The organism is Rhodococcus sp. As11 (genome assembly GCF_048957735.1).
GTDB lineage: Bacteria > Actinomycetota > Actinomycetes > Mycobacteriales > Mycobacteriaceae > Rhodococcus > Rhodococcus gordoniae.
The window spans coordinates 56178-71614 of the sequence record NZ_JARDJE010000010.1 but is presented as its reverse complement, the minus strand read 5'-3'; the positions used below and the strand labels follow the sequence as shown (position 1 = coordinate 71614).

General features: G+C 69.1%; 13 protein-coding genes. 10 read left to right on the top strand and 3 right to left on the bottom strand.

The genetic code is table 11. The annotated features are described in order from the left end of the window. Nucleotides 1-109 precede the first annotated feature (109 nt). The 3 genes from PV766_RS14855 to PV766_RS14845 all read left to right on the top strand — a co-directional run bounded on the left by PV766_RS14855 (nt 110) and on the right by PV766_RS14845 (nt 3597). Nucleotides 110-1315 (top strand): NAD(P)/FAD-dependent oxidoreductase, encoded by a 1206-nt coding sequence (locus PV766_RS14855; protein ID WP_421097301.1) that lies wholly within the window; start codon nt 110-112, stop codon nt 1313-1315. 69 nt (nt 1316-1384) lie between these two features. After that, nucleotides 1385-2188 carry a glutamate racemase gene (locus PV766_RS14850; RefSeq protein WP_064062551.1) on the top strand — a complete coding sequence of 268 codons (804 nt, stop codon included), beginning with the start codon at nt 1385-1387 and terminating at the stop codon, nt 2186-2188. Between the two features lie 131 nt (nt 2189-2319). After that, nucleotides 2320-3597, top strand: a complete 1278-nt coding sequence (locus PV766_RS14845) for an MFS transporter (RefSeq protein WP_064062550.1) — start codon at nt 2320-2322, stop codon at nt 3595-3597. Nucleotides 3598-3607: 10 nt separating this feature from the next. Here PV766_RS14845 and PV766_RS14840 read toward each other — a convergent pair whose 3' ends face one another. Further along, nucleotides 3608-4663, bottom strand: coding sequence for a ferredoxin--NADP reductase (locus tag PV766_RS14840; protein WP_064062549.1), 1056 nt, complete (start codon nt 4661-4663; stop codon nt 3608-3610). A 298-nt stretch (nt 4664-4961) separates the two neighbouring features. On the opposite strand from PV766_RS14840, the gene mdo reads away from it, so the two are divergent. The 3 genes from mdo to madC all read left to right on the top strand — a co-directional run bounded on the left by mdo (nt 4962) and on the right by madC (nt 8935). Next, nucleotides 4962-6233: an NDMA-dependent methanol dehydrogenase gene (mdo, locus tag PV766_RS14835; RefSeq protein ID WP_064062548.1), complete on the top strand. Its 1272-nt coding sequence runs from the start codon at nt 4962-4964 to the stop codon at nt 6231-6233. Between the two features lie 79 nt (nt 6234-6312). Further along, entirely contained in the window at nt 6313-7386 is a 1074-nt protein-coding gene (locus PV766_RS14830) for a MadB family AAA-type ATPase (protein WP_421097300.1), read from the top strand. Between the two features lie 7 nt (nt 7387-7393). Beyond that, the gene (madC, locus tag PV766_RS14825) at nt 7394-8935 is read left to right on the top strand and encodes a MadC family VWA domain-containing protein (protein ID WP_421097299.1); all 1542 of its coding nucleotides are present in this window, start codon (nt 7394-7396) and stop codon (nt 8933-8935) included. 19 nt (nt 8936-8954) lie between these two features. Here madC and PV766_RS14820 read toward each other — a convergent pair whose 3' ends face one another. Continuing rightward, complete coding sequence (locus tag PV766_RS14820; protein WP_129977328.1) at nt 8955-9440, bottom strand: SRPBCC family protein; 486 nt, start codon at nt 9438-9440, stop codon at nt 8955-8957. 23 nt (nt 9441-9463) lie between these two features. Continuing rightward, nucleotides 9464-9841 carry an ArsR/SmtB family transcription factor gene (locus tag PV766_RS14815; RefSeq protein WP_421097298.1) on the bottom strand — a complete coding sequence of 126 codons (378 nt, stop codon included), beginning with the start codon at nt 9839-9841 and terminating at the stop codon, nt 9464-9466. A 158-nt stretch (nt 9842-9999) separates the two neighbouring features. Here PV766_RS14815 and ggt point away from each other — a divergent pair, with 158 nt between their 5' ends. From ggt to PV766_RS14795, 4 genes are all read left to right on the top strand, one after another. Then, entirely contained in the window at nt 10000-11997 is a 1998-nt protein-coding gene (ggt, locus tag PV766_RS14810; protein WP_421097297.1) for a gamma-glutamyltransferase, read from the top strand. A gap of 155 nt (nt 11998-12152) precedes the next feature. Next, nucleotides 12153-13385 (top strand): iron-containing alcohol dehydrogenase, encoded by a 1233-nt coding sequence (locus PV766_RS14805; RefSeq protein WP_064062543.1) that lies wholly within the window; start codon nt 12153-12155, stop codon nt 13383-13385. After that, nucleotides 13382-14755 (top strand): MadS family sensor histidine kinase, encoded by a 1374-nt coding sequence (locus PV766_RS14800; RefSeq protein WP_016933913.1) that lies wholly within the window; start codon nt 13382-13384, stop codon nt 14753-14755. The genes PV766_RS14805 and PV766_RS14800 overlap by 4 nt, the downstream gene beginning before the upstream one ends. Beyond that, complete coding sequence (locus tag PV766_RS14795; RefSeq protein ID WP_421097296.1) at nt 14752-15429, top strand: MadR family response regulator transcription factor; 678 nt, start codon at nt 14752-14754, stop codon at nt 15427-15429. The genes PV766_RS14800 and PV766_RS14795 overlap by 4 nt, the downstream gene beginning before the upstream one ends. Nucleotides 15430-15437: the final 8 nt, after the last annotated feature.

Here is a 15437-nt window from a genome sequence, read left to right as displayed (position 1 = left end):
TGTCGCGCGTCGTCGGGGTTTGGTAAGAACGTGGGACGCACAGGTGGTACACATCACTACCGGACGACACGGATACTCGTGTCACAGACGATTCGAAGGATGGCCGAAGGTGTCGAACGAGCGGGAGACCGAGGGTACGCCGGAGCGCGTCGTCGTCGTAGGCGCGGGTCTGGCGGCGGTCCGTACCGCCGAGGAACTGCGGCGTGCCGGGTACGAGGGCGACGTCGTGCTCGTCGGCGACGAGACGCACCTGCCCTACGACCGCCCGCCGCTGTCGAAGGAGGTCCTGCGCGGCGATCGCGACGACACGACCCTCCGTCCGAGGGAGTTCTTCGACGAGAACCGCATCGAGCTGCAGCTCGGTGCCGCCGCCCGGTCGGTCGACACCGCGGCGCGCACCCTCACGCTCACCGACGGAACCGAACTCGGATACGACGAACTGGTCGTCGCCACAGGCCTGCGGCCCCGCCGTATCCCCGGTCTCCCGGATCTCTCCGGAGTCCACGTCCTGCGTTCGCTCGAGGACAGCCGAGCACTGCGCGAGGCGATCGTTCCGGGTGCCCGCGCGCTGGTGGTCGGAGCCGGATTCATCGGGTGCGAGGTCGCGGCGAGCCTGCGGGCGCGCGGAGTGGAGGTCGTACTGGTCGAGCCGCAGCCCACCCCGCTCGCGTCGGTGCTCGGCACCGAGGTCGGCGCTCTCGTCACCCGGCTGCACACCGCCGAGGGAGTCGACGTGCGGGCCGGGGTCGGCCTCTCGGAGATCCGCGGCGACGAGCGCGTCACCTCCGCGGTCCTCGGCGACGGCAGCGAGATCGACGTCGATCTCGTGGTGCTCGGCATCGGGTCGATCCCGGCCACCGAGTGGCTCGAAGGATCGGGTGTCGAGGTCGACAACGGGGTCGTGTGCGACGGCACGGGCCGCACTTCCACCCCGCACGTGTGGGCTGTCGGCGACGTCGCGTCGTGGCAGGTGCCGGCCGGTGGGCGCAGGCGCATCGAGCACTGGACGAATGCCGGTGAGCAGGCGTCCGTCCTCGCGAAGACGCTCATGGGCCTGGAATCCGGGGCCGCGGCACAGGTGCCCTACTTCTGGAGCGACCAGTACGACATCAAGATCCAGGGCCTCGGGACGGTCACGGCCGGCGACACGGTGCATGTCGTGCGCGACGACGGGCGCAAGTTCCTCGCGTATTACGAGCGCGACGGCAGACTCGTCGGTGCCGTGGGCGGTGGACTGCCCGCGCTGGTCATGAAGTCGCGCGCGAAGATCGCCGCGGGCACCCCGATCGACGAGCTGCTCGCAGCCGCCGCATAGGGGAGTGGGCCTGCGGGTCGCTCCCGGCCGCCGTCGGGCCGGGCGGGCGCGACCCGCTAGATTCGTAGGGTGATCGTTGCGCTCATCGACTCGGGTCTGGGGCTGTTGCCGACGTCCGCGTGGCTGCGACGGTTGCGTCCCGACCTCGACCTCATGTTGTCGACGGATCCCGAAGGCGCTCCGTGGGGGCCGAAGTCGTCCGACTGGGTGATCGACCGGGTCGTCACCACCGCCCGCCGCGCCGTCGATCGCGGCGCCGAGGTCGTCGTGCTCCCGTGCAACACCGCCTCGGTGACCGCTCTCGAACACGTGCGGGCCGATCTGGGTCCGTCGGTGCCCGTGGTGGGCACGGTCCCCGCGGTCAAGCCGGCGGCCGCGGCGTGCGATTCGGTGGCGATCTGGGCGACCGCCGCGACCACGGCGAGCAGGTACCAGGCGAATCTGATCGAGCAGTTCGCGAACGGAGCCGAGGTCGTCGGCGTGGCGTGCCATGGACTCGCCGACGCCATCGACGCAGGCGATCGGGTGGCGGTCGCCGCAGCGGTCGCGTCGGCGGCCGAACGCACCCCGCAGGACGTCCAGGGCGTGGTTCTCGGCTGCACCCACTATCCGTTGGTCGCCGACACCATCACCGCGCATCTCCCGGCCGGGGTGCGCCTGTTCGACAGCGCCGAGGCCGTCGCGCGGCAGACGCTGCGCCGGATCGATGCGCTCGGACGACCCGCCACCGGTTCGGGCCGTGTCGACGTGTTCCGCAGCGGTGTACCCGGCGAGCTGCCGCCGGCGGCGGCGGTCTTCGCCGCGGGGCGCGCCCTGCTCGCCGCTCCCGAGGACGTGCGGGACGAGGACGTCGAGGACGCCACCTCCCTCTGAGTCTCCGGTCAGGTGCCCGAGGAATACTTCGTCGAGCGAAGTATGTTGGTGAAGGGGTGTTCACCCGAGTCGCGCGGGGGCGCATCGTTCGACTTCCGCGCGGAACGCGCCGATCGTCGTCTGGAGGTTCGATGACTGCTCCCGTGCAGCCCCATGGCCGTATCCGTTCGTTCGGTTTCGCCGTGGTCGGCCTGGGAGCGTTCACCCTCACCGCGTCGTCGTCGGCACCGTCACCGCTGTATCCCGTCTACCAGCAGATGTGGGGATTCTCCGCCGCGATGCTGACGGTGGTGTTCGCGGTCTACGTGCTCGCGTTGCTCGCGGCCCTCGTGACGGTGGGATCGCTGTCCGACCACGTCGGACGCAGACCCGTCATCATGACGGCCCTGCTGCTGCTCGCGGTGAGCATGGTCGTGTTCATCGCTTCCCCGGGTGTGGGGTGGCTGCTGCTCGCGCGGATCCTGCAGGGTCTCGCGGTGGGCGCGGCGACGAGCGCGCTGGCCGCCGCCGTGATCGAGATGCAGCCGAACAGGCACATCGGTCCGCTGATCAACACCGCCGCGCCGTCGCTCGGACTCGCGCTCGGCGCGGCGGGAGCGGGCGTGCTCGTGCAGTTCGCACCGTTCCCCACGGTCCTGAGCTATGCGGTCGTCGGCGTTCTCGCCGTTGTACTGGCGATGGCGCTCGTCTTCGTGCCGGAGACGTCGCCGTCGGTGGGTTTCCCGTCGCGACTCGACGCTGTGCGGAGCCTGGTACCGAGCGCGTCGGTGCCCCGCGAGGTCCGGGGCCGTTATCTGCTCATCCTGCCCAGCCTGATGTCGGCGTGGGCACTCGGCGGGCTGTACATGTCGCTGGGGCCGTCGATCGTCGATTCGGTGTTCGGTATCGACAACCGCCTTGCCGCAGGTCTGGCGATCGGCACGCTGTTCACGGCGGGCACCGTTGCGGCAGTCACCACGGCTCGCCGCGACCCGCATCGCATCGTGGTCCTCGGGGCCGTGCTGCTCGCGACGGGACTGACCGCGGTGATCACCGCGCTCCTCACGGGACGGGTCGCGGTGTACTACGCGGGTACTGCCGTCGCCGGTGTGGGCTGGGGTTCGACCTTCGTCGCGGCCATGGGCGTGGTCGGCTCGCTCGGCCGACCTCACGAACGCGGCCGGATCTTCGCAACGACGTTCGTCGTCTGCTACTTCGCGTTCTCGGTGCCCGCGATGGCCGCCGGGGTGGCGGCCGGATCGTTCGGGCTGACGTCCACTGCCGTCGGCTACGGCGTGATCGTCGCCGTGCTGGCGCTCGTGGCCGGGATCGGCGTGCTCGTGCGCAAGCCGAAGCCCGACTCCAGCGGGATGCGGGAAGTGCCCGTGCCTGTCCGTTCGGCGGCGCCGGGCACTTCCGCGGGGGTGTGAGCCTGCCGGTTCAGAACTCGATCTTGAGGTGGTCGGTCACCGGCCGGGCCTGGCAACCCAGGATGTAGCCCGCCTCGATGTCCTCGGGATCGAGCACGTCGCAGTTCTCCATCTCGACCTTGCCCTCGAGCACGGTGCACGCACACGAGCCGCACTCGCCCTCCTGGCAGGAGTACGGCACGTCGAGACCTTTCGCGAGCATGATGTCGACGAGGGTCTGCTTGCGCGGCCACGACAGCTCGTGGACCACGCCGTCGAGTTCGACCTCGACGGTCGCGGCGTCGGCCGCCTCCTCGTCGCTGATCTCGACCGGTGCCTGGTCGGCGAAGGGATCGCCCGAGAGCGAATTGAAGACCTCGGCATGGACACGGGCGCGGGGCATGCCCACGGTGTTCAGTGCCTGGTGGACCGTGTCCATGAACGGCCCGGGACCACACATGAACGCCTCGTACGACTCGTAGGGCACCGCAAGCGCCGCGAGCTGGTCGGCCGTGGGCAGGCCCTGCACGGATTCGAGCCAGTGGACGACGGTCAGGCGCGTCGGGTACTTCTCCGCGAGCGCGCGCAGCTCCTCCGCGAAGATGACGGACTTCTCGTCGCGGTTGGCGTAGACGAGCACGACCTTGCCACTGCCCTGCGTGAGCGCGGACTTGAGGATCGAGATCACCGGTGTGATGCCGCTGCCGGCGCCGAAGAGCAGGAAGTCGTGATCGAGGGACTTCGGAGTGAAGACACCCGCGGGAGGGAGCACCTCGAGGGTCTGTCCGGCCGCGATGTTGTCGCACAGCCAATTGGAGCCGTAACCGTCGGAAGTGCGCTTGACGGTGACCTTGGGGGCGTCGTCGGTGTACGGCGAGCTCGCGAGCGAGTAGCAGCGGGCCACCGAGCCCGTCTGTTCGCTCGGGATGCGCAGGGTGAGGAACTGGCCGGGCTTGTAGGCGAATTTGTCGCGCAGCTCGTCCGGGACGGCGAACACGATCGACCGCGTATCGGCGGTCTCCTGGACGACGGCGGACACGGTGAGGATCACCGAGCGTGAGCCGTGGGGCACCTCGACAGTCGTCATGGGTGGTTCTCGTCCTCTCCTGCAAGATGGCCGCGCACGACCGAATCTAGAACGTGTTCTAATTCAGGTTACCAGCGCGTATGGGATGAGGAAAACGGTACCGGCACCGCTCGGGTGGGTGTGGCGCCCACCCGGTCAGCGGGAGGCGCCCTACCCGAACGGGTGGTGACCCCACGGCGACCGGACGGTTTCGGCCGCTGTGTCTTTCACCTCTCTCGCCTCTGGTCGATGGTGAATCACGGATGAGGTCCACATCACACTCCCGGTCCGGTACAACCCCTCTGCGAGGAGATACACCATGGCAATCGAGCTCAATCAGATCTGGGACTTCCCGATCAAGGAGTTCCACCCCTTTCCCCGCGCGCTGATGGGTGTCGGCGCCCACGACATCCTCGGCGTCGAGGCGAAGAACCTCGGTTTCGAGCGCACGCTGCTGATGACCACCGGCCTGCGTGGCTCCGGGATCATCGAGGAACTGATCGGCAAGATCGAGTACCAGGGTGTCGAGGTCGTCCTCTACGACAAGGTCGAGTCCAATCCCAAGGACTACAACGTCATGGAAGCCGCGGCGCTCTACCAGAAGGAGAAATGCGACTCGATCATCTCCGTCGGTGGTGGCTCGAGTCACGACGCCGCGAAGGGTGCGCGTGTCGTGATCGCCCACGACGGTCGCAACATCAACGAGTTCGAGGGCTTCGCGAAATCCACAAACAAGGAGAACCCGCCGCACATCGCCGTGTCGACCACGGCCGGCACCGGCTCCGAGACGTCCTGGGCCTACGTCATCACCGACACCTCCGACATGGACCACCCGCACAAGTGGGTCGGCTTCGACGAGGCCACGATCGTCACCCTCGCGATCGACGACCCGCTGCTCTACTACAGCTGCCCCCAGCACTTCACCGCGTACTGCGGCTTCGACGTCCTCGCCCACGGCTCCGAACCGTACGTCTCACGACTGGACTTCGCCCCGTCGCTCGGCAACGCCCTGTACTCGATCGAACTCGTCGCGAAGCACCTGCGCGAAGCGGTCTTCGAGCCGCGCAACCTCAAGGCCCGCGAAGGCATGATGAACGCCCAGTACATCGCCGCGCAGGCCTTCAACTCCGGCGGCCTCGGCATCGTGCACTCGATCTCGCACGCCACCTCGGCCTTCTTCGACAGCCACCACGGACTCAACAATGCGATCGCTCTGCCGCGGGTATGGGAGTACAACCTGCCCTCCCGGTACGAGCACTACGCCCGCATCGCAAGCGCGATGGGCGTGGACACCCGCAACATGACCACCGTGCAGGCCGCCGACGCCGCGGTCGACGCGGCGATCCGCCTCGCGAAGGACGTCGGTATCCCCGACAACTTCGGCCAGGTGCGAGTCGACTCGTACGAGAAGAACCGTATGAACACCGGCAAGTACGCCGGTCGCGGCGAGGTCATCACCGGGGACGAGAAGACCGTCCGGGCCATCTCCGAACATATCCAGGGCGACTGGTGCACCCCGGGCAACCCCCGCGAGGTCACGGTCGACTCGATGATCCCGGTGGTCGACCACTGCATCAACCGGTCCTACTGAGAACCCGTGCTCCCGGGGCGACCCCTGCGCCCCGGGAGCACCTGCTCCGCCGCGACCACGCCAGAGAAGGAGACTCCGGATGACCCCGTTCGCCTCGGGCGCCGAACTGAAGGATGCGCTACGCCGGCACGACTACATCGCCGACGACGAGTTCGCGACCGTCGTGCACCTCGCCACCGCACTCGAGCGGCCCTTGTTGCTCGAAGGGCCCGCCGGGGTCGGCAAGACCGAACTGGCCAAGGCGCTCGCCGCGGTCGGTGGCCGGAAACTGGTGCGGTTGCAGTGCTACGAAGGGCTCGACGACAGCCGCGCTCTGTACGAGTGGGACTACGCCGGACAACTGCTGCACGTGCAGATGCTGCGCGACCGTATCGGTGAACTGCTCGCCGGCCACACCGACCTCGCGGATGCGTCGAACTTCCTCGCGCAGCAGGATTTCGGTCTGTACTCCGAGGCGTTCCTGTCGGTCCGCCCGCTGCTCGAGGCCGTGCTCTCCGAGGAGCCCGTGGTCCTGCTCGTCGACGAGGTGGACCGCACCGAGGAATCCATGGAAGCGCTGCTGCTCGAGGTGCTTGCCGAACGGCAGGTGACGATCCCCGAGGTCGGCACGTTCACCGCCCGGTCCACACCGTGGGTGATCCTGACCTCCAACGACACTCGCGAGTTGTCGCCGGCACTCAAGCGTCGCTGCCTGCACTACCACGTCGGCTACCCGACACCCGAACGGGAACGCGAGATCGTCACCGCGCGGGTGCCGGACGTACGACCGGGAACGGCCCACCGGATCGTCGACCTGTCCCGGACCCTGCGCGATCTGCCGCTGCGCAAGAGCCCGTCGATCTCGGAGGTCATCGACGCCGCGCGTGCGGCGACGGTGATGGGACATGACGCCGACGACCCGGATTCCCTGGGCGGCATGCGCGACGTGCTGTTGGCGACGCTGCTCAAGTACACCGGCGACGTCGACCTCGTGAAGGCCCGACTCGGCGATGGGGGAACCGGAACCGCTGCAGCAGAGCCGATGACGTCGGAACCGGTTCCGTCGAACGAACGGGTGACGGTCGCATCGCGCCCGGCGAACACCACGACCGCCGCCTTCCGGGGACGCGGTGGTGGCGGTCGCGACGCCGCGGGTAGCGGACTTCGGGGGTGACCCCGCGATGCACACATCCCGAGTGGGACGGGTGACCGCGCTCGACGAGCGTCGCCCCCGCTACGTGCTCGACGTGGTGGCGGCGGTGTTCGGCATGCTCCTGCGCCGCCACGGTGTCGCGGCGTCGCCGGCCGAGAGCATCGAAGTACGCCGGGTGCTCGACCTGGTTCCCGCCCGCGAAAGGGACGTACTGCGCGCGTGCCTGCGGGCGGTGTGCGCCAAGTATCCGCACGAGAGGGCCGGTTTCGAGCGCGCCTTCGACGAGTTGTTCGGTGCTGTCGACGCCGCGATCGCCGCGACCGGCGGCGGGCCTGCCCGGGCCCGGTTCGCGGAGTCGCTGCCGGCCGCGCTCGAGATCGGCGACGATCCGAGCATCGCGCGCTACGCCGAGTACAACGAACGCGCCGCCGAGGTCGGCGACCACTTCGACACCCCGGAGGCCCGCAAAGGGTTCAACCCGCACAAGGACGACGACGATGTGTCGATGACGTCCTCCGACGCCGACCTGTCGGTGGACACGGGCGCGGACTCGGGTCGTCGCGGCGTCACCTACACCGTCGACGTCGAGAACGCGGCGACCACGACCGTGGGCGATCTGTCCGGTGAACCGGGGGCCGCGGTCGTCGGATCGCTGTCCTGGGACGATCCGGCGACGATCCTCGCGTGGCTCGACGCCTACGACCCGCACCGCACGTACGGGGGAGAGGTTCTCGACGAACCCCTCTCCGAATCGCAACTCGCGCGCCTCGTCGACGCGGTCGAAGCGTTCGTCGCCTCGCTCGCTGCCGCGGTGCCGGGGATCGAAGGCGTCGAGGCACCCGAATCGCACGACACCGCCGGCATCGACCGTGCCGAAATCGAGCTGGCGTGCCATGAAGTGTTGCGCCGGATGCGCGGTCCCGTCCGTCCCCATCCGCGTGAGCGCACCCGCGGACGGCTCGACATGCGCAGGACCGCCCGGGCGGGGATGCGGACCGACGGGGTGCCGTTCAGGCTCGTCGTCCGTGCGCCCCGTCCCGACCGGGTGCGGCTGCTCGTCCTCGCGGACGTCTCGTTGTCGGTGCGCCCCGTCACCGCGTTCACGCTCCGGCTGGCCCAGGCGATGAACGGGCGGGCGCATCGGTGCCGGGTGGTCGCCTTCGTCGATCGTCCGGTGGACGTGACGAAACAGTTGCTCGCCGCCGACGGCGACGGTGCCTTGGCCGCCGTACTCGCCCATCCCGCAGTCGATCTCGAAGCGAGCAGCGACTACGGAAGGATGTTCGACGAACTGCTCACCGAGCACTCCGGATCGATCGACGGCCGGACGTCGGTGCTGGTGGTGGGGGACGGGCGCTGCAACGGCCTGCCTCCGCGCGTCGATCGGCTCGAGGAACTCCGTCGCCGGGTGCACCGTCTCGCGTGGATCACGCCGGAACCGGAGCGGTACTGGCCGCAGGCGACCTGCGCGATGCCCGACTACGCCGAACTGTGCGACGAGGTGGTCGTCGCCCGTGACGGTGCGGAACTGCTCGCGAAGGCCGCCGAACTCGGCCACGCACTGCGGTGAGCGGCCGGGTCCGGGGAGCTCAGCGCGAGGCGGTCTCCTGCGCCAGGGCTTCGTCGAGTTGCTCGAACCCCTCGGACAGACCCGTCTCCATGCCCGATTGCGCCATCCCGTCGCGGGCCTCCGTGCTCGGGTACACCGAATGTCCCACGAGCTTGCAGCGTCCGTCGCCGAGGTCGACGAAGGTGAGCGTCTCGAGGCTCACCACGTCGGGGAATCCGAGGTATTCGAAGGTCTGGACGACGAACTCGTTGTCGCGCACGGTGTGGAAGACTCCGGCGAAGCGGTAGCTTCCGCGCTCGTCCGAGTGTCGGTAGCGGTACGAGCCTCCGGTACGGAAGTCGAACTGCTCGATCTCGATCTCCATGGCTCGCGGGCCGAGCCAGCGGGCGACGAGATCGGGATCCTTGTGGGCGCGGAAGACGTCCGCGACCGGGAAATCGAATTCCCGCTCGTAGTCGATGAAGGGGACGCCTTCCGGGACCGAGAGGGTGAGTGCGTTGCTCATGACAGTCCTCCGGTGTCGGGGCGTCACGCGCCCCGGTGATGGTGTTCGGTCCTGTGGTGGTGTTCGGCCGCTTCCCGGGCCAGCGCGGCGTCGAGATCGCGGAACTGCTGCTCTTTCACCAACCGGTAGCGGTCGATCCAGGAGGTCAGCATCTCCAGCCGCGCGGGATTCAGGTGGACGGGCCGGCGCTGGGCATCGCGTGTGCGCGTGACGAGACCGGCGTGTTCGAGCACCCGAATGTGTTTCGAGATCGCCTGTGTGGTGATCTCGAAGGGTTCCGCGAGTTCGGTGACCGTGGCCGGGCCCCGGCTGAGCCGGGCGACGATGCGGCGGCGGGCCGGATCGGCCAGGGCGGTGAACGCCAGGTCGAGCGCGGTGTCGTCCGTCTCGCCGTCGTGCACGATCGCCTCCGCTTCATGAACCTTCCGGTTTATCAACCGTCTGGTTGAATAAAGGATGCTCCCCGGCGACGGCCGTGTCAAGGGGTCCGGTGTGCGGACGTGAGCGGATCGCGGTCGAATTCCCTACGGGCACTCACACGCCCGGTTACCGTCGGTGGATGGTTCAGCCCTCGAGAGTCCGGTCCGGTGTCCGCGCGGCCCTCGCCACAGCCGTCTCGATCGCCCTCCTGGGTGCGTGTACATCCGCGTCCGGCGATACGGAACCCGACGGCACCGCCGACGTGCAGGAGACCGCAGCGGCGGCGACCTGCACCGCGGAACCGAACGGCACCCCGGTCGCCGACACGCAGCAACCGGCGGAGACCGGGGATCGCGACATCTCGACGAATCCCGAGATCGCGACCGGTTATCGCGCCGGTATGACCCCGGTGACCACCTCCTCCTATGCCGTGTCGACGGCCAACCCGGTCTCCACCGAGGCGGCGTGCGAGGTCCTGCGCGACGGCGGGACCGCCGCCGACGCGCTCGTCGCCGCCCAGATGGTCCTCGGTCTCGTCGAACCCCAGTCGTCGGGCATCGGCGGAGGAGCCTTCCTGGTGTACTACGACGCCGAATCCGGCGAGGTGACGGCATACGACGGTCGCGAGACGGCCCCGATGTCCGCGACCGAGAACTATCTGCGCTGGATCAGCGACACCGACCGCACCGAACCCCGCCCCGACGCCCGTGCCAGCGGCCGGTCGATCGGCGTGCCCGGCGCCGTACGGATGCTCGAGAAGGTCCACGAGGAGCACGGACGCACCGACTGGGGCGAATTGTTCCGTCCCGCCATCGATCTCGCGGATCAGGGCATCGTGATCAGCGACCGCCTGGCGCAGTCGATCGCCGATTCCGCCCCGCAACTCGCGGTCGACGACGAGGCCCGCGCCTACTTCCTGCAGTCCGACGGCTCGCCCAAGCCGGCCGGTGAAACCCTCACGAATCCCGCCATGTCCAAGACGCTCTCGGCGATCGCCACCGGTGGCGCCGACGCCTTCTACACCGGCGACATCGCGGCCGGCATCGTCGAGGCCACCGGCACCGACTCCGGTGGGCGTACACCCGGAACGATGACCCTCGAGGACCTTGCCGCCTACGAGGCGAAGGAACGGCAACCGCTGTGCACCCCCTATCGCAACTACGAGATCTGCGGTATGCCCAATCCGTCGTCGGGAGGTATGGCGGTCGCCGCGACGCTCGGCATCCTCGAGAACTTCGATCTCGCCTCGATATCGCCGCACGATGTCGATACCGACGGTGGCGTGCCCGACGCCGAGGCGGTGCACCTGATCTCCGAGGCCGAACGACTCGCCTACGCCGATCGCGACAAGTACGTCGCCGACGCCGACTTCGTCCCCCTGCCGGGCGGCTCGCTCGACACCCTGGTGAACCCGGACTACCTGTCCGAACGCGCAGCCCTGATCGACCCCGGCAAGAGCATGGGGAAGGCGCGGCCCGGCGACTTCGGTCCGGTCCCGCTCGGCATGCCGCCGCAGAGTCCCGAACACGGCACCAGCCATATCTCGGTCGCCGACAGCTACGGCAATGTCGCATCGATGACGACCACGATCGAATCGGCGTTCGGCTCGTTCCACATGGTCGACGGCTTCCTGCTCGACAATCAGCTCACGGACTTCTCGGCCGAACCGGTCGACGAGGAAGGTCTTCCGGTCGCCAACCGCGTCGAACCGGGCAAGCGGCCACGGAGTTCGATGGCCCCGACGCTCGTCTTCGAACGCACACCCGACGGCGGTCGCGGCGACATCCACATGGTGGTCGGGTCGCCGGGTGGTTCGGTGATCATCCAGTTCGTCGTCAAGACGCTCGTGAACACCCTCGACTGGGGACTCGACCCGCAGCAGGCCGTTTCGGCCGTGTCGTTCGGCGCCGCCAACACCCCCGTCACCGGGGTGGGTGGCGAACATCCGGCGATCGACGGGGCCGGCGACGGAGCGAACGACCCGCTCGTGCGGCAACTCCGCGACATGGGTCACGAAGTGTCCGTCGCCCCGCAGTCCAGTGGTCTGAGCGCGCTGCTGCGCCGGGACGAGGGATGGATCGGGGGCGCCGACCCCCGCCGCGAAGGCGCCGTGATGGGCGACACCGGAGGGCAGTGACGTACTCGGCGCGGACAAGGCGGACGCCGGTGACCTACCCTGTCGGACAGGTGCCGACCCCGCCATCGGTCCGGTGCGCCCCGTGCCCGCTCCGCCCGAGAGCCCGCGCACCGTAAGCTGGATCACGCAGGTGCGCGGATCGTCAGGAGCGAACAGTGGCCGTCGTCATGCCGGGACACCAGAACACGACCTCTCCCTGTGCTCACGCGGCCCCTCACGGCGGCCGTTCCGGTGCGGGTCCCGCCCTGGTCAAGTTCCACGCACCCGAGATCGTCTTCGGGGAGGGTTCGCTCGTCGAAGCGGCCCACGCCGCCGTCCGGCTGGGCGGTGTCCGTCCCATGCTCGTCACCGATCCGGGGCTGATCGAGGCGGGCTGGGCCGACGAGCTCCTGCAGCACCTGCGTGAGCAGGGGATCGAACCCACCGTGTGGGCCGGTCTCACCCCCAACCCGAAGGACCACGAGGTCGCGGCAGGCCACGAGCTGTACCGGGCGCGCGGCTGCGACGTCCTCGTCGCGCTGGGTGGCGGCTCGGTGATCGACGCGGCGAAGGGTGTCGCGATCCTCGCCGCCAACGGCGGCAACATCCTCGACTACGAGGGAGTCGACCGCGCGCCGCTGCCCATCCCACCGATGGTCATGGTGCCGTCGACGTCCGGCACGGGAGCCGACGTCTCCCAGTTCTGCGTGGTCACCGACACCGCGCGGGGCAGCAAGATCACCATCATCGGGCGGTCGCTCGTCCCCGACCTCACGGTCATCGATCCGCGTCTGCTCACCACCATGCCCGCCGACCTCAACGCCGCCACCGGACTCGACGCTCTCACCCATGGCATCGAGGCGTTCGTCTCCCGTGCCCACAACCCGCTCACCGACCATCACGCACTGCGCGCGGTCGGCATGGTCACCGGCACGCTCGTGCGCACGATCGACGACCCGACCTTCATGCCTGCCCGTGCCACCATGGCCCAGGCGAGTCTCGAGGCCGGGCTCGCGTTCACCAATGCGATCCTCGGCGCCGCCCACGCGATGAGTCACCAGGTCGGCGGTCTGCTCGACCTGCCGCACGGGGTCGTCAACGGGGTGCTGCTGCCGCACGTCATCCGGTTCAACGGCGCCGACGATCCCCGGCCGTTCGTCGAGGTCGCGGCGACCCTCGGTCTGGAGGAGGCGCGTGGCGCCGCACCCGACGCCGTCGAGGCCGTCGCCTCGCGCATCGACGAACTCGCCCGGCAGGTGGGCGTGCCGCGTGGACTGCGGCAACTCGGCGTGCGTGAGGAAGACCTCCCGCGACTCGCCGAGGGCGCTCTGCGCGACGCGTGCATGTCGACGAATCCGCGCACCGCGACCCACGACCAGATGATCGAGTTGTTCCGGACGGCGATGTGAGTGCTCCCGACCTGTCGGCATTGACCGGACTCCGCTCCGGGAAGTCGACCTTCTATCCGCAGTACCGCGGCGCCGCCGAGCGCCTCGAACGCGTCGTCCACGCACTCGAGTTGATCTCCCGGGCTCTGGTGCGCACCGTCGAGGGACCGGAGACGCTCATCTGCGCCGTCGCCGAAGCCGCCCGCGCGCATCTGAGTGCGACATGGGTCGCCTTCGCCCTCGCCGACGGTGTCCTGCCCGATGCCGGTCCGCGCAGGCTCGTGCTCGGCCCCGACGCCACTCCCTTCCTCGTCGACAACGTGGAGGGGCCGCCCCTGCCCGACGAGGTCGTCGCGCTGCTCGACGCCGTGCGCACGGGTGCTGCCGAGCGTCGTGAGCTGGTCGAGAACCACCACGCGTTCGTACCCATCGTCCTGGGCGGGGGAGTCGTCGGCGCCATCGCCGCGTGGACGCCGGATCACCGTGCCCTCGACACCACCGACCGCGCCGTCCTGTCCATCCTCGCCAGCCAGACGGCGGTCGCATTGCAGAACTCCGCGCTCTACCAGCGCGGGCAACTCCTCCTCGAGCGCGCCGAACAGGCCTACCGCGAAGCCAACCGCTCCGCCGCCGACCTGCAGGCACGCAACGAGGAACTGGAGGACACCCTCGAGAAACTCGCGCTCACACAGCGGCAGCTCGGCGTCGCCCACCGCAACCAGGCGCTCGACGAGGAACGACATCGCATCGCCCGGGAACTCCACGACAGCGTCACCCAGGCCGTGCTCTCCGCAGGTATGCAGATCGAGGTGTGCCGCAGCGACATCCCCGACGCCGAACGCAGCGAGCGGCTCGACCTCGCCAAGGAGCTCACGCGCGGTGCCGTCGAGCAGTTGCGGTCGGCGATCTACGCGCTGAACCGGCCGTCGGACGCCGAACGCATGTCGTTGCCGGAGATGCTCGAACAGCTCAGTGTCGCCCACATGCCGGGCGAACTCGAGGTGAGGACGAGGATGGCCGGCACGCCGGTCGAGCTGACCGGTGAGGCCGAGCACGCCCTGCTCCGGATCGCCGGCGAAGCACTGTTCAACGCGGCGGTCCACGCCAACGCGAGTCGTGTGGTGCTGCGGCTCGCCTACGGAGGCGACGCGGTCCTGCTCTCCGTGGCCGACGACGGCGACGGCGACCCGGCGCGTCTGCGAGTGATGTTGCGACTGGCCGCCAACGGCCTCGACGGGAATCATCGTGGCCTCGCGAACATGCAAGCGCGCGCCCGGGAACTCGGTGGTGCTCTCGAGGTGCGGCGTTCCAGGCTCGGCGGAGTGCGGATCGCAGCCCGGATCCCGTTGCAGGACAACGCTGTAGTTCAACAGGTGGGAGAATCGTCATGACCGTCACGCCGCCGCAGGCAACCCCCCGGGCTCGGCCCGGCACGGTGCGTATCGCACTCGTCGACGACCACGCGATCCTCCGCCAGGGGCTCCGTTCGATCCTCGACCGCGAACCTGATCTCGAGGTGGTGGGGGAGGCGTCGACGGACGCGGAGGCTCTCGCGCTCGTCGACCGCATGCGTCCCGACATCGTGCTGCTCGACCTCAAGCTCTCGGCGGGATCGGATTTCGAGGGATTGGGATTGTGCGGCCGGCTGTCCTCCGCGCATCCGGGGATCGGGCTGCTCGTGCTCACCACCTTCCTCGACGAGCAACTCGTCGTGCGGGCGGTGCACGCCGGTGCTCGCGGTTACGTCGTCAAGGACGTCGACACCACCGAACTGGTGCGCGCCATCCGTGCCGTCTCCCGTGGTGAGAGCGCCTTCGACTCGCGCAGCGCGGCTGCGGTGGTGCGGTCGCTCAACGGGCAGGCCGCTCCCGCGGAACAGTTGACCGGCCGCGAACTCGAAGTGCTGAAGCTCCTCGCCGCCGGCCTGTCGAACGTGAAGATCGGTGCGGAGCTGTTCATCTCGGCCACCACCGTGAAGTTCCACGTCAGCAACATCATGCGCAAGCTCGGTGTGAGTCGCCGGGCGGAGGCGGTCTACGCGGCGAGCAAGCAAGGCCTCATCTGAGGCCTCTC